Origin of the sequence: Rhizobium sp. CIAT894 (assembly GCF_000172795.2) — a bacterium.
Classification (GTDB): Bacteria; Pseudomonadota; Alphaproteobacteria; order Rhizobiales; family Rhizobiaceae; genus Rhizobium.
In genome coordinates this window covers 817,119-841,030 of record NZ_CP020947.1, presented here as the reverse complement: position 1 = coordinate 841,030, position 23,912 = coordinate 817,119, and the positions used below count along the sequence as shown (strand labels likewise).

The following is a 23,912-nucleotide window of genomic DNA, read 5'->3' as shown; positions in this document are numbered from 1 at the left end:
GAAATGCTCTACGAAGCCGCAAGAACAAGTGGCTCCCTTCTCCAAAACTGCTTTATCCGGCGACGCCGATCTTGAATCAGGCAGAAGTTCATGTAGCCTCGGGCAGATTTGCTTGAGGGGAATCAATCATGATCAAATTGATGCCGGGTCTGGCTGCGGCCGGACTTGTCCTGTCCTTGATGTCTACATCAGCCTTGGCTGCACCCGCCGGCTCTGCTCCTGACAACGCGCAGCGCCCGGCACAGGTCGTGCGTGTGGCGCAAATGCCGAAATATGTGAAGCCGGAATTCAAGCGCAAGAAAGTGCGGCTGGTGACGACGGAAGCAGCCGGCACCGTCATTATCGATACCAACAACAAATATCTTTATCTCATCGAGGGCAACAACCGCGCCACCCGCTATGGCATCGGTGTCGGCCGCGACGGCTTCGGCTGGTCGGGCGTCGTCAAGATCGGCCGCAAGGCGGAATGGCCGGCATGGACGCCGCCGGCCGAAATGCGCCGCCGCGAAGCCGCCAAGGGACACATCATTCCCGCCTATCAGGAAGGCGGCGAGGATAATCCGCTCGGTGCGCGCGCCATGTATCTCTACCAGGGCGGCCGCGACACGATCTTCCGCATCCACGGCACCAACCAGCCCTGGACGATCGGCCTCAACATGTCCTCCGGCTGCATCCGCATGATGAACGAGGACGTGACGCATCTTTACGATCGCGCGCCTGTCGGCACCAAGGTGATCGTTATCGGCCCCGGCAACAAGCAGGGCAAGGTCGCGTTCGAGGACCGCGGCATCGACGTGCTGCGCACGCTTTTCGGCGGCTGAGCAACACTTTAGAAAAAAATGAAAGGCGCCTTTCGTGGCGCCTTTCATTTCTCTTAGACATTGCGGCAGAAAGCTGGCACAGCTGCCGCAAGGTCGACTCATTTGCAATATCGGGGCTATTCAATGACATATGCGCTGCGTTCCTCAGCTTCCCTGCTCGCGGGCATCGCGTTTTTCACGATCTGTTCGGCAGCCTCCGCTTCGGCGGAAGACCTGCAATTCTCCATCTACGGCGGCTATCAGACGGCGCCGCACAGCGGCGTCGATCTCTCCGACGGCACGCATTTCACCGCCGGCTGGGAAGGCAAGTCTTTCGGCAGCCCGCCTTACTACGGCGGCCGCGTCACCTGGTGGCTCGAAAACTTCAACAAGCCGAACTGGGGTATTTCGCTCGATTATACCCATGACAAGGTTTATGCCGACGACGATACGCTGGCGAAAACCGGCTGGTCGCATTTCGAATTCACCGACGGCCTGAACCTGCTCACCGTGAACGGGCTCTACCGCTTCCAGGATCCGGCCCGCCGCTGGACCCCCTATCTCGGTGCCGGTATCGGCGTGAACATTCCGCATGTCGAAGTGATTCGCCCTGAAGGCAAGACCTGGGCTTATGAATTCGGCGGCGTGACGCTGCAGGCTCAGGCCGGCGTCGATTTCAAGGTGACCGATCGCTGGTCGACCTTCGTCGAATACAAGGGCACCTATTCGCGCGTCGACGTTCCGATCGACAGCGGCGTGGACCTGAAGACCAACATCTTCACCAATGCCGTCAATGTCGGCGTGTCATTCCACTGGTAATTGCGACTGGTAATTGAGAATTCCGGCTGCGGCGCTATTTCGTGCCGCAGCTGACCTTACCCTCGGCGGCATAGGGTTTGTCCCCGCCTTCGATCTTCAGGGCATAGGTGCCGGTGAAATTTGCAGCCGGCTTGCCGCGTTCGCCGGCAACCACCACCAGATCCAGCGTTGCACCGCCGGTGTCATCCTCGCCGCCGTCGACGACCTCCAGCAGCAGCTCGCCGTCACGCGACCAATGGTTGGTCAGGTGCTGCGATTCGAACACGCGCTTTCCGAACACGCTTGCTTGCGCCTGATCCTTGACGACAAGCGCGCCGCGGAAATGGTTGAGCTTGTGGCCGGCATCGCTGGCGAAACCGCTTTCGAGCGTGAAGCGTGCCTGCGCGTCATCGGCGGAACAGAAATAGCGGCTATCGGCATGGGCAACGCCCGCCGCACCGAGCAGCCCCACAAGTACAATCATTCCCCGCCACATCGTCTAAAACTCCCGAGACCGGCCCGACGGGCCTTCGCAAGCTTCAGCCTAGCGGCAAACCTGTTAATTTTTCCGGCACAGCGCCGCCGTAAGCCCAATCGAGCAGCTCGACCGTATGCAGGATCGGCATGCCGGTGCCGGTGGCGATCTGGGTGATGCAGCCGATATTGCCTGTGGCGATGATATCGGCCTTGGTAGCCTCGATGTTCCCGACCTTACGCGCCTTCAGCGCTGCCGAGATCTCCGGCTGCATGATGTTGTAGGTGCCGGCCGAGCCGCAGCAGAGATGGCCTTCGGCGGGATCGCGCACGGTAAAACCCGCCGTTTTCAGCAATTGCTTCGGCGCGAGCGTGATGCGCTGGCCGTGCTGCATGGAACAGGCGGAGTGATAGGCGACCGTGATGCCCTTCGGCGTGTGCGCCGGCAGGTCGATGGTGGCGAGATATTCGGTGATGTCCCTGGCAAGCGCTGAGACCCTCGCCGCCTTTGCCGCGTAGGCGGGATCGAGGCGCAGCATATGGCCGTAATCCTTGATCGTGGTGCCGCAGCCCGAGGCGGTGATGATGATCGCGTCGAGCCCCTGCCCGTCGATTTCGCGCGTCCAGATATCGACATTGGCCCGCGCGCTGGCGAGCGCCTGTTCGGCGCGGCCCATGTGATGAACCAGCGAACCGCAGCAGACCTCGCCCTCCGGCAGCACGACCTCGACGCCGAGCCGCGTCAGCAGCCGGATCGCCGCCGCGTTGATGCCGGGGTCGAGCACCGGCTGAGCGCAGCCGGAAAGGATCGCCACCCGGCCGCGTCGTTCCGTCTCGGGCTTGTAGCTGCCGGGTTTTGCGAAGGCCGAAGCTGCGGGCACGCGGCGCGGCGCAAGCGCCAGCATGGCGGCGAAGGGTTTCAGAGCGCTCCCTCGCATCAGGCCGGCAAAGGGTCGGCCGAGGCGGGCGAGATTGAGCGCCAGGCGGAAACGGCCGGGATAGGGCAGCACCGCAGCAAGAATGGCGCGCGTCAGCCGGTTCATCAGCGGGCGCCGGTAGGTCTTTTCGATATGGGCGCGGGCGTGATCGACCAGATGCATATAGTCGACGCCGGAGGGACAGGTGGTGACGCAGGCAAGGCAGGAGAGACAGCGGTCGATATGGGTGACGACTTCGGCATCGGCCGGCCGTCCGTTTTCCAGCATGTCCTTGATCAGGTAGATGCGGCCGCGCGGGCTGTCGAGCTCGTTGCCGAGGGTGACATAGGTGGGACAGGTGGCGGTGCAGAAACCGCAATGGACGCACTTGCGCAGAATCTGCTCGGATTCGGCGACATGCGGGTCGGCGAGTTGGGCGGGGGTGAAGTTGGTTTGCATTTACGCGGCCTCCCGCGCCCCCTTCGCCCCAACGGGGAGAAGGTGCCCGAAGGGCGGATGAGGGGGCCGCACCCGGGACAGAAGCGAGAACACTACAGACTGCATGCCGTGTGGCCCCCTCATCCGACCCTTCGGGCCACCTTCTCCCCGCTGGGGCGAAGGGGGAGCAAGAGGCACCCTCGTACAATCCATCGAGCGTGGACAGTCGGCAACAAGCATCTTCACCACCCCATCTTCCCCGGATTGAAGATCCCCGCCGGATCGAACTTCTCCTTCACCCGCCGCGACAGCATCGCCACCGCCTCGGGCTCCGGATGAAAGGCAGCGGTTGCCGCCCTCGCCTCGCCCGACGCGCGGATCAGCGTCGCATGGCCACCGCCGAGCGCCTTGATGTAGCGGCGGACCAGCTCGCCCTCGGGGCCGGCCTCCATGCGCATCCAGACGAGACCGCCCTGCCAATCATAGAAGGCGTCGACGCCGGCTTCCAGACGCAGCGCTGCGACCAACTGATGGCCAGTGCCCGGGGCGACCGAGACGCGCCAGACCGGCCTCGCTGTGCCGTCGGCATAGGGCAGCACCTCGCGGATTTCCCGCCAGAGCCTGCGGCTTTCCGGTTCATCCAGCCGTGTCACCGCTGCGAAGGCCGACATAACAGCCGCAAGCTTTTCCATGCGCACATCGACCGAACCGGCGAGGCCTTCGATGCGCAGAACCGTCGCCTCGCCTTCCGGCAGCTTGCCGGCAAGGAATTTCCAGGTCACCGTCAGCGGTAGATGCGCGGCACCCGAGACTTCGACCGGCAGCGCCATCGCCGCCGCCATGGCGTTTGCTGCCTCTGCGTCGTTGAGGCCTGACAGAAGCAGCGTTCGCTCCGTTTTCGGACGGGGCGGCACGCGGAAGGTGACTTCCGTCAGAAATCCGAGTGTTCCGTACGAGCCGGCGATCAGCTTGACCAGGTCGAGGCCGGTGACATTCTTCATCACCCGGCCGCCGGCCTTGATGATCTCGCCTTTGCCATTGACGAAGCGCACACCGAGCAGGCTGTCGCGGGCAGCGCCCGCAATGATGCGACGCGGGCCAGAGACATTGGCGGCAAAGACGCCGCCAATCGTCGGCTCGCCCGACCTGGCCATAATGGGGCGATGATCCATCGGCTCGAAGGCAAGCATCTGGCCATTTTCGGTCAGTGCCGCCTCGACCTCGGCAAGCGGCGTACCCGAACGGGCTGTCATGACCATTTCGCCGGGATTGTAGGCAACGATGCCGGAAAGCCTGGTCGATCGCAGCCGGTCTTCTGATGCAACGGCGTTGCCGAAACCCGAGCGCGTATCGCCGCCGCAGATCGCGAGTGGCCGGTTCCTCTCCTGATGTGCGCGGACGATCGCCGCCGCCTGTTCCTCGCTCGTCGGCATCAGATCGATCATGCGGCGGGGCGTCCTTCCAGCGGAAAGACCTTTGAAGGGTTGAGCAGCCAGCCGGGATCGAAGGCGGCGCGCACCGCCATCTGCTGGGCGAGATCGACTTCCGAATATTGATGCCGCATCAGGTCGCGCTTCTCGATGCCGACGCCATGTTCGCCGGTCAGGCAGCCGCCGGCGTCGACGCAGAGCTTCAGAATATCGTTGCCGGCGGCCTCGGCACGGGCGGCGTCCGCCGGATCGTTGGCGTTGAACAGGATCAGCGGGTGCATGTTGCCGTCGCCGGCATGGAAGACGTTGGCGACCCGCAGGCCATAGTGATCGATGATCTCGGCGGTCTTCTTCAGCACATGCGAAAGCTGGCTGAGCGGCACGGTGCCGTCCATGCAGATATAATCGGCGATGCGGCCGGTGGCGCCGAAGGCGGATTTGCGGCCCTTCCAGATCAAGGCTGCCTCGGTCGCCGACTGGCATTCGCGCACGGTCTTGACGGCGTGCCGGTGGGCGATCTCGACGATGTCCTTCAGCGTGGCGTCCATCTCGGCTTCCGAGCCCTCGACCTCGACGATCAGCAGCGCGCCGACATCGAGGGGATAACCGGCATGGGCGAAGGCCTCGCAGATCTCGATGGCCGGCTTGTCCATGAATTCGATCGCAACCGGGACGATGCCGGCGGCGATGACATCGGCAACGCAGGCGCCGGCCTCCTCCGAAGTTTCGAAGCCGAAGAGCACGGGGCGCGCGCCTTCCGGCTTGGCGATCAGCCGCACGGTCGCCTCGGTGACGATGCCGAGCTGGCCTTCATGGCCGCAGACGAGGCCGAGCAGGTCATAACCCGCCGCATCCAGCGCCTTGCCGCCGAGTTCGATCACCGTGCCGTCGACCAGCACCATCCGGACGCCGAGCAGATTGTTGGTGGTGACGCCATATTTCAGGCAGTGGGCGCCGCCGGAATTCATGCCGATATTGCCGCCGATAGTGCAGGCAAGCTGCGAACTCGGATCGGGGGCATAGAAAAAGCCGTCCGCGGAGACGGATTCGGAGATGTTGAGATTGGTGACGCCGGCCTGAACCACGGCTGCCCGGTTCGGCAAATCGATTTCGAGGATGCGGTTCATCTTCGACAGGCCGAGCACGACGGCATCTTCCTGCGGTATGGCGCCGCCGGACAGCGATGTCCCGGCGCCCCGCGGCACGACGGGAATGCCGTAGCGGTGGCAATACCGCATGACGGCCGCAACCTCGGCGGTGGTGCGCGGCAGGGCGACGGCGAGCGGCAGGCGGCGGTAGGACACGAAGGCGTCGGTCTCGAACGGCACCAGTTCGCGCGCCTCATGCACCAGGCATTCCGGCGGCAGAAGATCGGTCAGATCGGCAACGATCTGGGCTCGACGCGCCAGGACGTCGGCGCGGGGGGCGAGAAACGAAATGGCGTCGGACATGGCGCTCTCCCTAGCCCTGACGACGGGAAAATGACAGCGGAAATCGGCGGAAACCTCCTGCCGCCGCTCAATCGGCTTAGCACTTTCCCGAAAGCGGCGCAAATGCTAAGCACTTATGCCAAAAGGGGAAAAAGTCACAAAACCGCATGACCAATCTGGGTGATCTCGAAATCTTTGCCAAGGTCGTTTCGACGGGCAGCATGTCGCTCGCCGGGCGCGCGCTCGGCTTCTCCCCTGCCGTCGTCTCCAAACGGATCAAACGGCTGGAGGACCGGCTCGGCACCCGGCTTTTGCAGCGCACGACGCGGCAGATCTCGCTGACGGAAGCCGGACAGGGTTTCTACGACCGCGTACTCGGTATTCTCGCCGGGCTGGAAGAGGCGGAATTCTATATTTCCGGCCGCTCGGCGCAGATGCACGGCACGCTGAAGATCTCGGCACCGACCTCCTTCGGGCGCATGCATATCGCCCCGCATCTGAAGGATTTCATGGAGGCGCATCCGGAACTGGCGATCAATCTGGTGCTGACCGACGAATTCAGCGACATCGTCGGCGGCGGCTTCGATCTGGCGATCCGCATCGCCGAACTGACCGATTCGAGCCTCGTCGCCCGCCGGCTGGCGCCGGTGCGCCGGCTGCTCTGCGCCTCGCCGGATTATCTGGCGGCGCATGGCGAGCCGAGACATATCGAGGATCTGAAACATCATCGCTGCCTGCCGGCGCACAATAACGACACCTGGCGGCTGAACGGGCCGGACGGACCGCTCAGCCTGCGGCCGGAAGGCATGCTGATCACCAATTCCAGCGAGGTGATCCGCGAAGCTGTCATATCAGGCCTCGGGATCGCGTTGCGCTCCACCTGGGATATCGGCGAAGAGCTCAAGGCCGGCCGGCTGGTGCAGGTGCTGCCGGCCTATGAAGGCTCGCACAATGTCGCACTGTCGGCCGTCTACCCCAGCCGGCAGTTCCTGCCGGCCAAGGTGCGGCTGTTCATCGACTATCTCACCGAGCTGTATGGACCCGTTCCCTATTGGGAGCTTTAGAGACGTCGCCAGCCAGCGGCTCAGCGCGCCAATTCGAGATAGGCGCTCGCCACCATCGCATCGATATCCCTGGGCACAGGCACGATGCAGGAATGGGGACCGGCCTCGCCCCTGGCGATGCGCTCCAGGCAGCGGGCTTGCAGGTTGAAGCCGAGATCCATCGATTCGACGCTGTTGCCGAGCGGCCGCGGGCCGGCGAGATTGGCCATGTGGCCGCCGCCGAGCACATGGAAGGAGCGGCCGTCGCTCAGATGGAAGGTCTCGATATGATCGGCCTCGTAGCGCTCGATGCCGGTGATATCGGGATGTCGGCGGAAGGCTTCGACCTCGATTTCATGCGGGAAATGACCGCCATTCATCAGGATCGCGCCGTCCTTCAAAAGCGGCAGGTCGGCTGCCGTTACGATATCGGCAAAACCGGTTACGGTGACGAGAATATCGGCCGAGCGGACCGCCGCCTCGCGCAGTGGTGTCGCGAAACCGTCGAGATGCGCTTCGAGCGCCGTTACCGGATCGATATCGACGACGCTGACAGTCGAAAAGGCATTGCGGAAACAGGCGGCGGCGCCCTTGCCGCAGGCGCCGTAGCCGAAGACCGTTACGCGTTTGCCGTTGGTCGAGCGGTTGGTGAAACGCAGATAGCTTTCGAACAGGCTCTGGCCGACAGCATGCCTGTTTTCGGCGAACTGCTTGATCGGGCTGTCGTTGATGACGAGGATCGGCATTTTGAGGCGCTCGCGCAGCGGCAACAGGCGGGTGCGGCCCGAGGTGGTTTCTTCGGTGCCGCCGCGCAGACCAGCATAGGGTTTGTCCGCCGCGATCGCGAAGAGATCGCCGCCATTGTCGAGCAGCAGATCCGGCCTTTCGGCGATGACGGTCTTGAGGCTTTGATGATGGGCGGCGGGATCGGTCGTCTGCGTGGCGAAGACCGTGATGCCCTCAGACCGAAGGAACTCGACCGTCGACGGCTGAGTGCTGTTGAGATTGCCGGTACAGACGAGACGCGCGCCACCGGCGCGCAGCGTCATCAAGAGCGCCGCTGTCTTCGGCTCGATATGGATGCCGGTGCCGATCGATAGGCCCTCGAAAGGACGCGTCTGCTCGAATTCGGCAGCCGTCGCCTTCAGCAAGCGGCAGCTGTCGCCGATCCAGTCGATGCGAGTTGCGGTCTTTTCCATCATCTCTTCCCTGTTGCCGTGTTTGCCGTTTTTAGCGGAGCAGCGGGCCCACGAATATGGAAGTAATTCTGGCAAAGGGGCAGAAAATCTGCCCTTTCAAGTCCCGGTGCCGCAACGAAGCAGCCAAGCGGCCAGCGCCGCAAAGGCCGGCCGCTTGACATCCGGCGTCCGGCAGCAGAGGCGGTAGCCCGACGGCCGGGCAATGAAGCCGTAGGGCGCCAGCAGATGCCCGCGCTGAAGATCGTCTTCGATCGAGGCGCGTGGCGCCAGAGCGACGCCAAGCCCGGAGCGGGCAGCTCCCAGCGCCAGCAGCAGATCCTCGAATTCTTGGACGCGGGAAAAGGTGACCGGCGGCGTGCCGCTTTCGGCAAACCATTCGTCCCAGAGCTTCGGAGCGCTGCGGCTGACGAGCATCGTCAGCCGGCCCATCGCCTTGGGATCGGCCGAGAGCGTCGCGGCAAGCGCCGCTGTCACGACCGGGCCGAATTCGTCTTCCATGAACCGCAGGGCGGTCATCCCTGCGGCCGGCCGATATTCGCCGCCCATGATCACAGCGTCCAATTCCGGGTGGGTCTGCAGCGGCTCGACCACGCTCATCGGCACGATGTCGACCATTGTATTTCCGAGGCTAGCCTGCATGTCCGCCACGCGCGGCATCAACCACCAGACCGCGAAGGCGGAGGGCACGCCGAGCCGGATGCGGCCCGGCACGGTGCCTGCGAGCTCCAAAGCGGCGCGTTGCAGAATATCGAAAGCCGTGCCTGCAGCGTCGGCAAAGGCGCTCGCCTGCACGGTCGGGACCAGCCTGCGGCCGTCACGCGTGAAGAGCTTGCGGCCGACATGATTCTCCAGGGTAACGATCTGCTGGCGCACGGCGCCGCGCACCACATTCAGCTCTTCGGCGGCCTTCATGATGCTGCCGTGACGGCAGACGGCCTCGAAGGCGCGGATGGCGTTGAGTGGTGGAAGACGCATGATTACCACAAGCACAAATGATAGTGGATCACTTGATCTTGCCATTGAACGAAAGGCAAGTCCGCGCAATATTGTACACCTGTGCAATGTGACGCATTCGAGACAGGGCATGACGGATTTTCCGAACCTGTCCGGCCTCGATTCCCCTATGTACGGCAATCGAATCGCGTTCGGATCGTCCCGTCGCTCTTTTGGATTGTGTAGGCTTTTTGTGATACACGTATATGAGTGATTCCTAACGACCCCTTGGAAGGTGACCCGACAATTGACTCTTCTCGCCCGATTGGCATCCGATGTGCAACTGATGTTCCGGCGCCCGCCGCGACAGCAATATGGTGCGATCTGCTACCGGCTGAAAAAGAAGAGCGGTGACGTCGAGGTGCTTTTGATGACGAGCCGCGATACCGGCCGCTGGGTCATTCCCAAGGGCTGGCCGATGACGGGCAAATGCGCCCATGAGGTCGCCGCACAGGAAGCCCTTGAGGAGGCCGGCGTCCGCGGCGCGGTCGAGAAGGAGACGCTCGGCGCTTACAGCTATTCGAAAGTGCTGCGCGACGGCGTGCAGGTGGTCTGCAAGGTGCAGGTCTATGCGCTCGAAGTCACCGACATGGCGAAGAACTTCAAGGAAAAGGGCGAACGCACCATCGAATGGGTCTCGTTCGACGAGGCGGCCGGGCGCGTGCGCGAGCCGGAGCTTCGTGGCCTGCTGCTCGCCTTCAAGCGGGTGATGACGGAAAGACTTGCGTCCCCACGGGCCAAACAGGTCCCGGAGGCCAAGCAGATTTCGGCGGCCAAACAGATTTCGACGAAATGAATCCTGCCATCTTGCTGTGCTAGAAAAGCAGCGTAGAAGCAGATTTCATATCTCGGAAAAAGAATGCCGCCACGTCCCACAGTCCTCACGAAACGCACGCTCGACAAGGATCTCGACAAGATCACCCATGCCGAGGACGCGGCAAAGCATGTCCTGCGGCGGCTGGTGGCGCCTGGCCTCGGCCTGATCTTCGTCGGTCTGGCCATGTTGTTTGCCGGTGTCTATGTGTTCGACCAGCCGGGAGCGGTGCTCGTCGTGGCGGCGGCCGCCCTTGCCGGCTATATGGCGATGAATATCGGCGCCAATGACGTGACCAACAATGTGGGCGCCGCTGTCGGCGCCCGCGCCATGACGATGGGCCAGGCGCTTATTATCGCCGCGATTTTCGAGGTTCTCGGCGCCACCATCGCCGGCGGCGAAGTCGTCAGGACGATTTCCTCGAATATCGTCGACACCGTCCGGGTGCCGCAGGCATTGCTCGGCTGGATCATGATGGCGGCGCTGATGGCCGCAGCCCTCTGGATCAATCTCGCCACCTGGATGAACGCGCCGGTTTCCACCACCCATGCGATCGTCGGGGCGGTGATCGGCGCCGGCATCGCAGCCGTCGGGCCGGAGCCGGTGAACTGGCAGGTGATGCTGGAAATCACCTCGAGCTGGATGACCTCGCCGCTGATCGGCGGACTGATCGCGGCCGGGCTGCTTTATCTCGTCAAGACCCTCATCATTTACCGCGACGACAAGATCGCGGCAGCCGAGCGCTGGGTGCCGGTGCTGGTCGCAGTAATGGCCGGCGGCTTCACGGCCTATATGGTGCTGCAGCTGTCGCCCACGGGCAAATTTCCGGCCTTGACCATCATCCTCATCGGCATCGGCAGCGGGCTGGTCAGCTGGCTTGCCGCCCGGCCGCTCGTTCTTGCCCAGGCGCAGGACCTCGAAAACCGCAACAGTTCGCTGCGGGTGCTGTTCCGGCTGCCGCTCATCGGCTCTGCGGCGCTGCTTTCCTTCGCGCATGGTGCAAACGACGTTTCGAATGCGGTCGGGCCGCTTTCGGCGATCGTCCATTCGGTCGGCATCGACGGCGGCGACGGCCTGGGGCATCCGCCGCTCTGGGTGATGCTGATCGGCGCATTCGGCATCTCCGTCGGTCTGCTGCTGTTCGGCCCGCGCCTCATACGTCTCGTCGGCGAGGAGATCACCAAACTCAATCCGATGCGCGCCTATTGCGTCGCGCTGTCGACCGCCTTCACCGTCATCGTCGCCTCCTGGCTCGGCCTGCCGGTCAGCACCACGCATATCGCCGTCGGCTCCGTCTTCGGCGTCGGCTTCTTCCGCGAATGGTATACGCGCCATTCGAAGCGTCGCATCGCCTATATCAGGCGCAGGGTCGAGACTTTCGATATCGACGAGCCGGAGGAGCCGAACGTCCACGAGACCCGGCGACGCTATCTGGTGCGCCGCTCGCATTTCATGACCATCGTCGCCGCCTGGATCGTCACGGTGCCGGTTTCGGCAGCGCTTGCGGCAGGGATTTATTGGGCTATGTTCGCGCTCTTCGTCTGAAACCCAGAGTTTTTCGAATGCGCGCCAATTTCCGCATGCAACGGCTTTTCGTCGACGCGCCGCTTTCTGCCGGCGCCGCCCTCGAGGCGAGCGCCGACCAGTTCAACTATCTCGCCAATGTGCTGAGGATGGAGGCCGGCGCAGAGATCCTGCTCTTCAACGGCCGTGACGGCGAGTGGAAGGCAACCCTCACCTTCCCCACGCGCAAACGCATTCAGCTGACGGCAACCGAAGAGACGCGGCCGCAGCCCACACCTTGCGATCTGCATTACCTGTTTGCGCCGCTCAAGGTCGGCCGCCTGGATTATCTGGTGCAAAAGGCAGTGGAAATGGGCGCCGGCCTGCTGCAGCCTGTCATGACCCAGCACGTGCAGGGCAAGATCACCAATCTCGACAAGCTGCGCGCCAATGTCGTCGAAGCTGCCGAGCAATGCGGCGTTCTCGGCATTCCCGAGGTGGCCGAACCGGTGAAGCTTCTCGACCTGCTCGACCGCTGGCCGAAAGAGCGCCGCATCATCTATTGCGACGAGGGTGATGCCGGGCAGAACCCGCTGCCGGTGCTGTCGGCGATCCGGGAAAAGCATCTGGCGCTGCTCGTCGGGCCGGAAGGCGGCTTTTCCGAGGAAGAACGCGCGCGGCTTCGAAGCCTCGATTTCGTCACCGCCATTCCGCTCGGACCGCGCATCCTCAGGGCCGATACGGCAGCGGTTGCGGCACTCGCCGTGGTCCAGGCGGCGATCGGAGACTGGCGCTGACGGCGAAAACGGGTGGACATGGAAATTGCTCGTATTTTTTTGATGCGTCATTGAAAGAATTTCACTTGCAACATACGTGGCTTGGGTCCTAATCACCCTTCCAGCTGCCCGGCCCCCTGGGCGCCTTTTCGAATACAGGTACCCCGCATGGCCCGCGACACCACCGACCAGACACCGCTCTCTTCGGTTCAGGATCTGACCGATTACATCGCCGCCGGCAACAAGCCGCGGGAGCGTTTCCGGATCGGCACCGAACACGAGAAGTTCGCCTTCTTCCGCGCCGACAACAGCCCGGTTCCCTATTTCGGCGACGCCAGCATTTCGGCCCTGCTCACCGGCCTGCAGGAAAAAAGCGGCTGGGAGCCGATCATGGACGGCGGCAATATCATCGGCCTCGCCGAGCAGAACGGCATGGGGGCGATCTCGATCGAGCCGGGCGGCCAGTTCGAACTTTCCGGCGCACCACTGGAGACGCTCCACGAGACCTGCCGGGAATCGAACCAGCACCTGGCGACGGTGCGCGAGATCGCCGAGCCGATGGGCATTCGCTTCCTCGGCATCGGCGGCAGCCCGAAATGGACCTATGCTGAAACCCCGCAAATGCCGAAATCTCGCTACGAGATCATGACCCGCTATATGCCGAAGGTCGGCACCAAGGGTCTCGACATGATGTACCGCACCTGCACGATCCAGGTGAATCTCGATTTCTCCTCGGAAGCCGACATGCGCCAGAAGATGCGCGTCTCGATGAAGCTGCAATCGCTGGCGACCGCGCTCTTTGCATCCTCGCCTTTCACCGAGGGCAAGCCGAACGGGCTGCTCTCCTGGCGCGGCGATATCTGGCGCGATGTCGACAACCGGCGCTCAGGCCTGCTCGATTTCACCTTCCGCGACGATTTCGGCTTCCGTGACTATGCCGAATGGGCGCTCGACGTGCCGATGTATTTCATCGTCCGGGACGGACGCTATCACGACTGCACCCATGTCACCTTCCGCCAGTTCATGAACGGCGCGCTGAAGGGCGAGGTTGCCGATCCCTCGCCGACGATGGGGGACTGGACGAACCATCTTTCCACGCTCTTCCCGGACGTCAGGCTGAAGCGCTTCCTCGAAATGCGCGGCGCCGACGGCGGCCCGTGGCGGCGCATCTGTGCGTTGCCGGCTTTCTGGGTCGGCCTGCTCTACGACGACGCAGCACTTGAGGCCGCCGACGAACTGACCAGGGATTGGAGCTTTGCCGAGATCGCCGCCCTGCGCGACGCCGTTCCCGCCGAAGGGCTGAAGGCTCAGTTTCGCGGACATGCGCTGCTCGACGTGGCGCGCGAGGTGGTCGGCATCTCGAGGACCGGCCTCAAGACGCGCGGCAAGCTCAACCGCGAAGGCCAGGACGAAAGCATCTTCCTTTCGCCGCTCGACGAGGTGCTCGCCAAGAAGGCGACGCTCGCCGAGGATCTGCTGTCGCTCTATCACGGCCGCTGGAACGGCTCCGTCGAACCGGTCTTCGAGGACTATCAGTACTGAGCCTGCCCGGGCTGTCTCCGGCCCGGAAAACCGCTCGGCGCTTTCGCTGGCTTTGCTTTAAGTTCTTATGGCAAAAAGCCGTTTGCACATTACCATTTCCGGATATAGTGGCGTGACACGCGTCACGACTCGGGGAAAGGGACCTCCATGCTGCCACTCTTCGACATGATGATGCAGGCGCAGAACGGCGCGGCGATGGAAGCGATCGCCCGGCAGTTCAATCTGGCGCAGGAACAGGCGACCAAGGCGATGGCGGCGTTGATGCCGGCTTTTTCCGCCGGCCTGAAACGCAGCACCAGCAACCCTTATGATTTCGTCGGCCTGATGCAGGCCGTCTCCTCCGGCAATTACGCGCGTTATTTCGAGGATATGAGCCGGGCTTTCACGCCGGAGGGCATTTCCGACGGCAACAACATCCTTGCCCAGCTTTTCGGCTCGAAGGAAGTGTCGCGCGCAGTCGCCGCCCAGGCGGCACAGATGACCGGGATCGGCCAGGATATCTATCAGCGGATGCTGCCGGTGCTGGCCGATACGCTGATGGGCGGGCTCTTCAAGCAGACGACCGGCCAGATGGCCGCACCGGTCAACCCCTTCGTCAACACGGCGATGGGCGAAACCATCCAGAAATGGCTTGAGAGCACGGGCTTCGCACCGAAGCCGAAGACGGCCCCGGAGCCCAGCATCTTCGACAATCCCTTCACGCAGGCGATGCAGCAGATGTTTTCGCTGCCGAAAGCTCAACCGGCATCTCAGCCGAATCCCTTCCTCGACAATCCCTTCGCCAAGGCCTTCCAGGAGATGATGGGTGGACTTGGCCAGCAGCCGGCGAGCAAGACGCCCGAGGCCCCGAAGGAAGAGGCGAAGGTGGCTGCCGACAGCTATGGCGAGATGCTGAACGCCATGTTCGACAGCGGACTGGAAGTGCAGAAGACCTACCAAAGGAACCTGGAAGCGATCTTCGAGACCTATCGGCCGAAGCCCTCCCCCGACACAAAGGCATAAAAAAACCCGGAGATGGCTTTGGGAAAAGCCGATCACCGGGTCAAGCGGCAGGGCTATTGGCTATCACCCTGCGGGGAAACTCGACGCTCCTACTCCGGGGAGGAACGGAAAAGCTGCAGGCGCCAGCGATTGCGCGCCGAGCGCGTCAGATGTTCCGACGGGTCCTCGAAGAAGGTCGACGCCAGGAACGCGGAGGTCAGGTCGGCCCTGGTGAGGCCGATATCCCTCAGCTGACTGTCGTTCAGATCGTGCAGCGCGTTGATCTCCATGCGATTGCGGAACATCCGAAAGAGAGAGGCCAACGGTGCGAAACCTGCCGCCAGACGCTGGGAAAACGTCGGGGTCGGCTTGCCGCAGTCGAGTTCGAGTGTCTGTTCTGTCATGCGCATTGAACTCTCCTTTCTGTACAGTGCCGCGCGTCTTTTCAGACGGGTGAAGGGCGCTGTAACGTTTTAGATCGGCGCGCAACGCAACCCACCCCTCCCGCGAGGTCATACGGGAAGGAGCAAGCTGAATTCCGCTTGGACAGGCAGGGTGTCTGTCCTTCACTTTGCTTTGATTTGCATCCCGAAGATGCCAAAGAGCTATTGATCAGTCCAACGAATGTTTCTAATGATTATCATCAGCTATCTTTATGGGTGACACCATGTCCGCGCCTCTTGATCTCGACCAGTTGCAGACTTTCATCGCCATCGTCGATTCCGGCAGCTTCACCAAGGCCGCCGACAGGGTCTACAAGACCCAATCGGCCGTCTCCATGCAGATGCGCCGTCTCGAAGAGCGCATCGGCAAGCAGCTGTTCATCAAGGATGGACGCGGCAACCGGCTGACGGTCGAGGGCGAAAAACTGCTCAACTATGCCCGACGCATCATCCGCCTCAACAATGAGGCGATCGCCGCCTTCGACGACAACAGGCTGGAGGGGACGCTGCGCATCGGCACGCCGGACGATTATGCCGACCGCTACATGCCCGAAATCATCGGCCGCTTCGCCAAGACCCATCCGAACGTCGAGCTCTACATCGTCTGCGAGCCTTCGGTGGACCTGGCCGAGCGCATGCACAAGGGCGAGCTCGACATCGCGCTCGTTACCCACAATCCGCGCGAGCGCATGTCCGATGTGGTGAGAACCGAGCCGCTTTGCTGGGTGGGTTCGGCCAACCATCCGATCCGCGACGACGCACCGGTGCCGCTGGCCGTCGGCCGGCGCGATTGCCAGTGGCGGCAGCTCGCCTGCTCGGCGCTCGATGCGGTGGGACGCGAACACCAGATCCTGTTCACCAGCTGGTCCTGCACCGTCGTTGCCGCTGCGGTGCTTGCCGGCATGGCGGTTTCGGTGATGCCGGAATCGGCGCTGCGGACCGGCATGAAGGTGCTGAGCCAGGCCGACGGCTTTCCGGCGCTGCCGCCGGTGCAGATCGGCATCATGAAGCGGCCGGGCGTTTCGCTCTCGCTGATGAACGCGATCACCGCGCATATCACCGCCTGCCTCGACAACATCACGCCGGCCGTCGTCGACGATACCCTCGAGGCCGATGTCAAATCCGCCCAGGCCCGCCTTTATCCGCGGCTGAAGGCCGCCAACATGGTGCCGAGCTGGTAAGGTTGCAAACCGTATCGCATCGGATCTGATTCATGCGGCGCGTTCTTGTTTTCATACATGTCGCTCTCCCGGAACCGCTGCACGCTTCCGGGCGACGATGCGTCAGGCAGCATTCGGTACGGTAGAGGCGAAAAGGGAGGCGCGGATGACGCGTTTCCACTCGTCGAGCACGCGCCGCGCGAGCGCCTCGTCGCTGACGGCGGCAAGCCGGATGACGGCGCCGATCAGGTGGCTGAACATGTAAGTGCGCGCATGCATCTGCTCGTCGCAAAGATCGGGAGCCAGCCGACGCACCGCGTCACGGAAGATGCCGGCGACACGGCCGCTATGCTCGATATTCAGCTGCAGCAGATCCTGGTCGGTCTCCGTTCCCATCCAGACGCCGAGATAGACGGGATCGTCGTGGTAGGAATCGTAATACCAGTCGATGATGTCGCAGACGAGGTCGAGCGCCTCGTCGAGCGAACCGACATCGGCGAACATCGCCACTGTTTTTGCCTGGATCGCCGAGGCGTGCTGGTCGAACAGAGCTTTGACGATCGCCGCCTTCTCGGGAAAATACTGGTAGACCGAGCCGATCGGCACCTTGGCGGCGACGGCAAGTTCGGTCATCCGCATAGCGTTGACACCCTTTTCGGCGATGATCCGGGCGGCGGCGGCGAGAATGAGATCCAGCCTCTGGATGCTGCGCTCCTGCTTCGGCTTTCTGCGCAAGCCGATCCGATCCATGCTTTCCCCGCCCATGTCGTTCCCGTTCTTATCGCTCGCGAGGCAAGGCATCATGCCGAACCGGCGCGTCGGGCGGATATGACATCGCAGGTCTTCATCAGCCGTAAACGGAAAGGCTCGCATTTTAACGACCGGCAAATGCGTATGGGATTCCGGAATTTAAGGTGCCCGCTGGTTGCACTTACATTCGACGACCTTGAAATGGTTGCGGAATTCGGCGTTGGATCGTCGTTAGAGAATGATGCTCGGGCGGAGTTGCGCATTCTCAATCGTCAGAACTGCGACGGGCTTCAGAAACTCACCGGCAGCGTCGCCTTGACCCCGTGCTGCTGCGCGTTTTCCGCAATCTGGCCTGTATAGGCGATGCCGAGGCTGGAGGCTTCGTTCAGGTCGAAATCAAGGCCGGCATCGAGAATGAAGGCGTTCTCTGCCAGCGGCACACCGGCGACGGTGAACGCGTCTCCTCCTGCAAAAGCCTGCGTCGAGACGGGAACGATGTCGCCGGCGGCATGTCGCCAGCCCGCCATGCCGCGCAGGGTGGCGTTCGCCTCGCCCAGGCGGATATCCATTTCGGTATGCAGGCCAAGCGTGGCGATGGTGGTGCTGGTCGTGCGGCTGGCGCTCTCCAGCGCGGCCGCCCCGCCCTCTTCGGTGAAACCCGACGTTCGAACCCCCACATGGGCGAGATTGAAGAAGGGCTCGAAGGAGGCCGCCGCGGTCTCGAACCGGTAGCCAAGCTCGGCAAAGGCCTGCAGCGTGCCGGCGTCGTAGCTCGCTTCCAGCCTGTCCTCGAAGCTTCCGATGGCGACGCTGCGATCGGTGTCGATCTGGTGCCAGCTGTGAGCAAGGCCGGAGCGGAAGGCGAGGTCGCCCCATTGCGTGCCGGCGTAAAGACCGAGGTGATAATCGTCGCTCGATCCCGATGAGCTTCGGTGCCGGGGATCGAACTCGGAATTGCTGTAACCGGCCATCACGCCGAACCTAATGTCATCGACCATGGTGTCGACGCCGGCGAGAAAACCGCCGGTGTAGTGGTTGAGGGTGGCGGCATTGCCGTCGGTGCGTGTCTCGCTCCCGCCGCCAAACCCCATGCTCCAGAATACCGGCGCATCCGAAGGATCGGCGGCGGCAAGTTCCGGACCGCCCGGCCAGAAAGCCTGTATCGGCATCGCCGTCGCGTCGGCATTGCCGAAAGCCGAACGGAGGCGTTCATTGGCAGCTTCGCGGATGAAGAGGCTCTGCGTGATCAGCGCCGTTTTGATCGAGGCATGGATTTCACCGGAAAGCGCATCGAATCCGGCCTGAATCTGCGACTCGTCGTCGGGCAATGTGACGATGGCATCGTAGAGAGCGTTGCCGGTTCCGAGATTCTCTGCAGCGTCGGCCACGGCCGTCTGGTTGCGCGTCCGTGCCAAGTCGCTGAAACTGACGTCGTTGCGCTCGATCTCCAGATAGACATTGTTCGGATCATAGGAAAGATCCGCCGAAAGGAAGGCGTAATTGGAGGTGACGGCCCCGAACGTGCCATTGATCCCGCCGGTGGCGGTCAGGATCGTATAGGTGGAGAAAGGCTTGTAGGCGCCATTCATCCCGACATGGGCGACGCTGGCGCCGTTGAGGAAGGCAATCCCGCTGACCGAGATCAAATCGCTGGCCGTGCTGGCGGGATCCACCTCGACCTCATAGGTGGAACCGGGATCGAAGGTAAGGTTGCCGCCGACGGTCAATGTTCCGATGGAATTGCCCGGCGCGATGGTCGCGCCCGCCCCGGCGGTTACCGCACCGATATGACCCGACCCGGCCAGCGTGCCGCCCGTCATCATCAGGATGCCGCCAAGGCTGCCGTTGACGATCAGGCGTCCGTCCGACACCGTGGTCGTGCCGGCAAAGCCCGAACTGTTGCCGGTCAGGCGCAAGGTGCCGCTGCCGAGCTTGGTGAGGTCGCCACTGCCGGAGAATATGCCGCCGTAGGTGCCGTTGCTCGCCTGATCGATGGTCAAGTCGGCGCTGCCGATCGCAATCTCGCCGCCGCTTCCCGAAAGCTGCCCCATGGTCAGGTCGAAGCCGCCGAGATCGAGTATGCCGCCATTCACCGCATAAGCGCCGTTCTGCACGAAGGCGCCGGCGCTGCCCGACTGCAAGGTGCCGGCCTCGACCGTCGTCGTCCCGCCATAGCTGTTGCCGCCCGAAAGGCTGAGTGTGCCGGCGCCCTGCTTGGTCAAGCCGCCGGCGCCTTGCAGATCCGTGGATATGCCGATGGCAAAGCCGTTCGTATCGATAAAGGCGCCGCCCGTATTGAACATTACCTCGCCCGCGCTGAAACCGCCCAGGAAATTCGCCTCGTTGCCCGTTGCACGCAGAATGCCGCCGTCGAAGACGAGATTCGCGTCGCCCGCGCCTCCGTCGATATAACCAGTCTCCAGAACGCCACGTCCGCTGCCAGCACTGCCAACGAGTTCTATAGTTCCGGCAGCGCCCGAATCGTCGGCGATGACGACCCCGGAGGCGGAAACCAGGCCGCCATTCTCGACAGTCACGCTACCTGTTCCGAATTCGCCCACGTACAGTCCGCCGGAATTGAACCAGCTCGACCCCGCCCCGGTCACGCTGACCACGCCGCTGCCGTCTGTACTGAAGCCGACATAGCCGTCACTTGAGGTGACCGAGCCGCCATCCGAAATGGTCAGCGTTCCCGCTCCCGCCTCGCCGACCGAGAGATCGGCGGAATTGCTCCAGAGCGAGCCTGCGCCGGTGACGGTGACCTCGCCGATGGCGCTGGAATCATTGCTGATATAGCCGGAAGCGCTTGTGACCGTCCCACCATTCGAAATGATCAGCGAGCCGGCACCGCTGTCACCGACATAGAGATCCTGCGAATTGGTCCAGGTCGAGCCGCTGCCGGTGACCGTGACCGTGCCGCTGGCACCGGAGAAATAGCCGAGGCGGCCGAATATATTATCGACCGCGCCGCCATCTTCGATGGTGAGCGTGCCGGTGCCCTGATGGCCGATATAAAGGTCGTCGGAATTGCTCCAGGTCGAGCCAGCCCCGGTGACCGTCACCGTGCCAACCGCGCCGGGATCAACACCGAGCACGCCGATATCGTTGCTGACCTCGCCGCCGTTGCGGATAATCAGGGCTGCATCGTCGCCATTCTGGTCGCCAACGAGGAGGTCGGTATTAATCGTCCATGGGCTCGGTTGTGTGCCTGGGCCGGTGCCGCTCGGGTCGTTGCCATCGACAATCTCGGTATCGTTGCCGTCGATGACCTGCGCCCATCCCGGCACTGCTGCCAGCATCAGTGCCAGCGCCGCGCTACTCGCCGATCCCACAAGCCGTAGAATGGCCATCCGATGGATTGCCGCCCCGTCTGTCTCCTCGCCCATCTTCGCTCGCAAAGCGTCCCCGCCACAATTCGCTCGCGTAGAAATAGCCCAATCGGTTTAAATATTAGTAACCATGTTTCCGAAATTATTCTTCAACCGACGGAGAAAAGCAGTTTGCCCGGCCTGTCACCCTGAAACAGGCACTGTTGCCTCTGGCTATATTACAGGTAGAACCCGCCAGGGGTGTCATCCCATGGCCATCCATAGGGCGAGCCAGATCCACATAGCTCCTAACACCAGGTAGCCGGCGGCGAAGAGCGGGCTGCGGTAGCTAAGGTCGTTGCTGTTCACATGGACGGCGGCATGGGCGTAACGCAGGGCGACGAAGAGCCAGGCGAGACCGACGGCGACGATATTATCGGCGTCGGTGACATACAGAAGAATACAGCAGGCGTAGAAGAGCACCGGCAGTTCGAACTGATTGGCCAGGCAATTCTTGACGACGAGGCTTTCGGCCGGCTCGTCACGGTTTTCGCGATAATCCGATTTGGCGATGCTGCCAGCGCGGACCATTTTTGCGCGCCGCATCCCAAGAAGCGCATAAAGACCATAGACCAGGGCCGCATGGGCCAGGAGTGGCCAGAAGATTTGATAGCCGGTCACAATCGCCGCTTCCTTTCCGCTTTCGCATGTCGCGGGCAGCATTAGCGGAAAGGTTAAGCAGATGCCAGCGGCTCGCCGCTAACATCCGCAAACCCTATTGTCTTCACACCTGGGCGCTGCCGCCATCGACGAAGAGTTCGGCGCCGGTGACGAAGCTGGAATCATCCGAGGCGAGGAAGAGTGCGGCAGCGGCAACCTCCTCGGCACGGCCGACCCTGCCCATTGGCACCTGGGCCGCCAGGGCAGCGAGCAAACCCTGCTGTTGGGCCGGGTCCTTACCGGCCAATTCGACCAGTCCGGTCGTTTCCGTCGGGCCAGGGCTCAGCGTGTTGATCCGAATGCCGCGATCCTTCAAGTCGAGGATCCAGTTGCGCGCAAAGCTGCGCAAGGCGGCTTTCGATGCGGCGTAAACGCTGAAGGCGGGTGTGCCGGTCGAGCCTGCTGTCGATCCCGTCAAGATGACCGATGATCCCCGCGAGAGCAGTGGCAAGGCCTTCTGCACCGTAAAGAGAACCCCCTTCACGTTCCGATCGAACGTGTCATCATATTGCTCTTCGGTGATTTCGCCGAGGGGCAACATGGAGCCGCCACCTGCGTTGACGAAGAGCACGTCAATTCTTCCGGCCTCTGCCTTCACCTTCTCATAGATGCGATCAAGGTCGGCGAGATTGGCTGAATCAGCCTGAATTCCCAGAACTCCGCCGCCGATCTCAGCGATTGCTGCATCGAGAACATCCTTGCGACGGCCCGTGATAAAAACCCGTGCGCCCTCAGCCACGAAGCGCTTGGCCGCTGCGAGGCCAATGCCGGAAGTTGCACCTGTTATAACCGCAATCTTCGCATTCAATCGTTGTGTCATTGTCGTCTCCTTTGGTTCGACTGAAGCTGAGATATGGACGAGGGTATCGTTTCGGAATAGAAAGAATTGAAAGCTATTATTTCAGGAATGAAATGACCAAGTTTCCCGATTTCGAGGGTCTGGCGATGTTCGCAAAGGTCGCCGAGGAGCGTTCTTTCGTGCGGGCGGCACAGACGCTCGGCGTGTCGGTGCCGACCGTTTCGCGAGCCGTCTCCCGCCTTGAGCAGAGGCTGGGCGCAAGGCTCTTCAACCGCACCTCGCGGCAGCTCGCTTTGACCGATTTCGGCCTGCGACTGGTCGACAGCGCCGCACGGATCTATGCTGAGGCAGAGATGGCAGAGGACGCCGCCCGGGAGCTTGCGACCCGGCCGAAGGGCCTCATCAGGCTTGCCGCGCCGATGGACTTCGGGACACGCTGGCTGGCCCCGATCCTGCCTGACTTTTTCGAGCTCTTTCCGGAGATTTCCATCGACCTGCACATGAGCGATGCCGTCGTCGATATCGTGGGAGACGGCTTCGATGCGGCACTCAGAATCGCGGTCCTGCCGGATTCGTCATTGGTCGCGCGCAGACTGACGCCGGTGGATCGCTTCATTCTCGCTGCACCCGCATACCTCGATCGCCACGGCGTGCCGGAACATCCCCGCGAGCTAACGGCTCACCATTGCCTCGGATACGCCTACAGGGCGCGACAGGACGTCTGGCGCCTGCGCAACGGTGAAGGCAAGGAGGAGGTCATCGTGCCAAGCGGCTCTCTCCGGGCCACCAACTCGCAAGCGTTGGTGCCAATGGCGCTACGGGGCCTCGGAATCATCGAACTGCCCGAGTTTCTCGCACATGACTATCTCGTCGACGGCCAACTGACGCCAATCCTTCCCGACTGGACGCTGGCGACCGGCGCACTGTATTTCGTCACACCTTCGGCTCGGAGCCGGCCAGCGAAGATCGAGGTCCTTTCCGATTTCATGATGGCGAGACTGTCAAATCCGGTTTGGCGGAGGAAGAGCTGATACCTGCTTCAATCTCGGCCCGGCGACAGCCAGCGGGCGATGGCAAGCCTGACAAGGACGATGAACGAGATGGCGAGGCTCGCAAATTTCAGCCGTGTCATCCATGGCAGCAGCTGCGCGGCGAGGCCTGCGGAAGAACCGTCGCCGAAGGCGATCAGGCTCGAGATATTCTCGCCATAGTCGGCGACGCCGTAGACGAACGGCAGCAGATAGATTGCCTTGCCGACGAGCGGATGCAGCGATCGTCCGAACCAGGCGTCGACGGGTCCGAGCCTGAGGAAGGCGAGGAAAAGCAACGCCGTCAGCAAGGCCGGAAAGATCAGTTCCGGCCCGAAATACATGGCGCGCAGCAGCCTGGTCGCCGTCTCGTTCTCATCGAGCAGCTTCTGCATGTGGAAGACGGCCGACTCGTCGTAACCGGCGAAATAAGTATCGAGCACCGCCTGCCCGGTCTCGTGCTTGAAGGGGACGACGAAGCCGAAGGTCGTCCAGGCGAGCACGGCGAGGCAAAGGGCTGCGAGCAGCGCGACGATCCAGAGCGGAATTGCGCTGCCCGCTTTCAT

22 protein-coding genes are annotated in these 23,912 nt (G+C 62.6%); 10 read left to right on the top strand and 12 right to left on the bottom strand.

The window, feature by feature from the left end; translation table 11 throughout:
* Positions 1-128: 128 nt before the first annotated feature.
* Positions 129-821, top strand: coding sequence for a L,D-transpeptidase (locus tag RHEC894_RS04100; RefSeq protein WP_085736369.1), 693 nt, complete (start codon positions 129-131; stop codon positions 819-821).
* Between the two features lie 123 nt (positions 822-944).
* Positions 945-1,619, top strand: a complete 675-nt coding sequence (locus tag RHEC894_RS04095) for an outer membrane beta-barrel protein (protein ID WP_085736368.1) — start codon at positions 945-947, stop codon at positions 1,617-1,619.
* Between the two features lie 34 nt (positions 1,620-1,653).
* Here RHEC894_RS04095 and RHEC894_RS04090 read toward each other — a convergent pair whose 3' ends face one another.
* The 4 genes from RHEC894_RS04090 to RHEC894_RS04075 all read right to left on the bottom strand — a co-directional run bounded on the left by RHEC894_RS04090 (position 1,654) and on the right by RHEC894_RS04075 (position 6,308).
* Positions 1,654-2,094: a hypothetical protein gene (locus tag RHEC894_RS04090; protein WP_085736367.1), complete on the bottom strand. Its 441-nt coding sequence runs from the start codon at positions 2,092-2,094 to the stop codon at positions 1,654-1,656.
* A 43-nt stretch (positions 2,095-2,137) separates the two neighbouring features.
* Positions 2,138-3,448: a glycolate oxidase subunit GlcF gene (glcF, locus tag RHEC894_RS04085; protein ID WP_085736366.1), complete on the bottom strand. Its 1,311-nt coding sequence runs from the start codon at positions 3,446-3,448 to the stop codon at positions 2,138-2,140.
* 221 nt (positions 3,449-3,669) lie between these two features.
* Positions 3,670-4,872, bottom strand: a complete 1,203-nt coding sequence (gene glcE / locus RHEC894_RS04080; protein ID WP_085736365.1) for a glycolate oxidase subunit GlcE — start codon at positions 4,870-4,872, stop codon at positions 3,670-3,672.
* The gene (locus RHEC894_RS04075) at positions 4,869-6,308 is read right to left on the bottom strand and encodes an FAD-linked oxidase C-terminal domain-containing protein (protein WP_085736364.1); all 1,440 of its coding nucleotides are present in this window, start codon (positions 6,306-6,308) and stop codon (positions 4,869-4,871) included. The genes glcE and RHEC894_RS04075 overlap by 4 nt, the downstream gene beginning before the upstream one ends.
* Before the next feature lie 146 nt (positions 6,309-6,454).
* Here RHEC894_RS04075 and RHEC894_RS04070 point away from each other — a divergent pair, with 146 nt between their 5' ends.
* Positions 6,455-7,351: a LysR family transcriptional regulator gene (locus RHEC894_RS04070; RefSeq protein ID WP_085736363.1), complete on the top strand. Its 897-nt coding sequence runs from the start codon at positions 6,455-6,457 to the stop codon at positions 7,349-7,351.
* A 20-nt stretch (positions 7,352-7,371) separates the two neighbouring features.
* Here the strand turns inward: RHEC894_RS04070 and RHEC894_RS04065 are convergent, their stop codons facing one another.
* The gene (locus RHEC894_RS04065) at positions 7,372-8,529 is read right to left on the bottom strand and encodes an adenosylhomocysteinase (RefSeq protein ID WP_085736362.1); all 1,158 of its coding nucleotides are present in this window, start codon (positions 8,527-8,529) and stop codon (positions 7,372-7,374) included.
* A 96-nt stretch (positions 8,530-8,625) separates the two neighbouring features.
* A complete protein-coding gene (locus tag RHEC894_RS04060) occupies positions 8,626-9,504 on the bottom strand; it encodes a LysR substrate-binding domain-containing protein (protein ID WP_085738847.1) in 879 nt (292 codons plus the stop codon).
* Positions 9,505-9,769: 265 nt separating this feature from the next.
* Here RHEC894_RS04060 and RHEC894_RS04055 point away from each other — a divergent pair, with 265 nt between their 5' ends.
* The 5 genes from RHEC894_RS04055 (at position 9,770) to RHEC894_RS04035 (ending at position 15,159) form a co-directional block, all read left to right on the top strand.
* Complete coding sequence (locus tag RHEC894_RS04055) at positions 9,770-10,318, top strand: NUDIX hydrolase (protein WP_085736361.1); 549 nt, start codon at positions 9,770-9,772, stop codon at positions 10,316-10,318.
* A gap of 63 nt (positions 10,319-10,381) precedes the next feature.
* A complete protein-coding gene (locus RHEC894_RS04050; protein WP_085736360.1) occupies positions 10,382-11,881 on the top strand; it encodes an inorganic phosphate transporter in 1,500 nt (499 codons plus the stop codon).
* A 17-nt stretch (positions 11,882-11,898) separates the two neighbouring features.
* The gene (locus RHEC894_RS04045; RefSeq protein WP_085736359.1) at positions 11,899-12,636 is read left to right on the top strand and encodes a 16S rRNA (uracil(1498)-N(3))-methyltransferase; all 738 of its coding nucleotides are present in this window, start codon (positions 11,899-11,901) and stop codon (positions 12,634-12,636) included.
* A gap of 147 nt (positions 12,637-12,783) precedes the next feature.
* Positions 12,784-14,157, top strand: coding sequence for a glutamate--cysteine ligase (locus RHEC894_RS04040; RefSeq protein WP_010067815.1), 1,374 nt, complete (start codon positions 12,784-12,786; stop codon positions 14,155-14,157).
* 147 nt (positions 14,158-14,304) lie between these two features.
* A complete protein-coding gene (locus RHEC894_RS04035; RefSeq protein WP_085736358.1) occupies positions 14,305-15,159 on the top strand; it encodes a DUF937 domain-containing protein in 855 nt (284 codons plus the stop codon).
* Between the two features lie 89 nt (positions 15,160-15,248).
* Here RHEC894_RS04035 and RHEC894_RS04030 read toward each other — a convergent pair whose 3' ends face one another.
* A complete protein-coding gene (locus tag RHEC894_RS04030) occupies positions 15,249-15,548 on the bottom strand; it encodes a DUF1127 domain-containing protein (protein ID WP_010061488.1) in 300 nt (99 codons plus the stop codon).
* 257 nt (positions 15,549-15,805) lie between these two features.
* Between RHEC894_RS04030 and RHEC894_RS04025 the strand changes: the two genes are divergently transcribed.
* Entirely contained in the window at positions 15,806-16,762 is a 957-nt protein-coding gene (locus tag RHEC894_RS04025) for a LysR substrate-binding domain-containing protein (protein ID WP_003588350.1), read from the top strand.
* A gap of 102 nt (positions 16,763-16,864) precedes the next feature.
* On the opposite strand, the gene RHEC894_RS04020 is transcribed toward RHEC894_RS04025, so the two are convergent.
* The 4 genes from RHEC894_RS04020 to RHEC894_RS04005 all read right to left on the bottom strand — a co-directional run bounded on the left by RHEC894_RS04020 (position 16,865) and on the right by RHEC894_RS04005 (position 22,339).
* Positions 16,865-17,506, bottom strand: coding sequence for a TetR/AcrR family transcriptional regulator (locus tag RHEC894_RS04020; protein ID WP_085736357.1), 642 nt, complete (start codon positions 17,504-17,506; stop codon positions 16,865-16,867).
* 275 nt (positions 17,507-17,781) lie between these two features.
* Complete coding sequence (locus tag RHEC894_RS04015; protein WP_085736356.1) at positions 17,782-20,877, bottom strand: autotransporter domain-containing protein; 3,096 nt, start codon at positions 20,875-20,877, stop codon at positions 17,782-17,784.
* A 186-nt stretch (positions 20,878-21,063) separates the two neighbouring features.
* The gene (locus RHEC894_RS04010; protein ID WP_085738846.1) at positions 21,064-21,480 is read right to left on the bottom strand and encodes an MAPEG family protein; all 417 of its coding nucleotides are present in this window, start codon (positions 21,478-21,480) and stop codon (positions 21,064-21,066) included.
* A gap of 103 nt (positions 21,481-21,583) precedes the next feature.
* The gene (locus tag RHEC894_RS04005; protein ID WP_085736355.1) at positions 21,584-22,339 is read right to left on the bottom strand and encodes an SDR family oxidoreductase; all 756 of its coding nucleotides are present in this window, start codon (positions 22,337-22,339) and stop codon (positions 21,584-21,586) included.
* A gap of 92 nt (positions 22,340-22,431) precedes the next feature.
* On the opposite strand from RHEC894_RS04005, the gene RHEC894_RS04000 reads away from it, so the two are divergent.
* The gene (locus tag RHEC894_RS04000; RefSeq protein ID WP_010069669.1) at positions 22,432-23,349 is read left to right on the top strand and encodes a LysR family transcriptional regulator; all 918 of its coding nucleotides are present in this window, start codon (positions 22,432-22,434) and stop codon (positions 23,347-23,349) included.
* Positions 23,350-23,357: 8 nt separating this feature from the next.
* Here the strand turns inward: RHEC894_RS04000 and RHEC894_RS03995 are convergent, their stop codons facing one another.
* A complete protein-coding gene (locus RHEC894_RS03995; RefSeq protein ID WP_085736354.1) occupies positions 23,358-23,912 on the bottom strand; it encodes a hypothetical protein in 555 nt (184 codons plus the stop codon).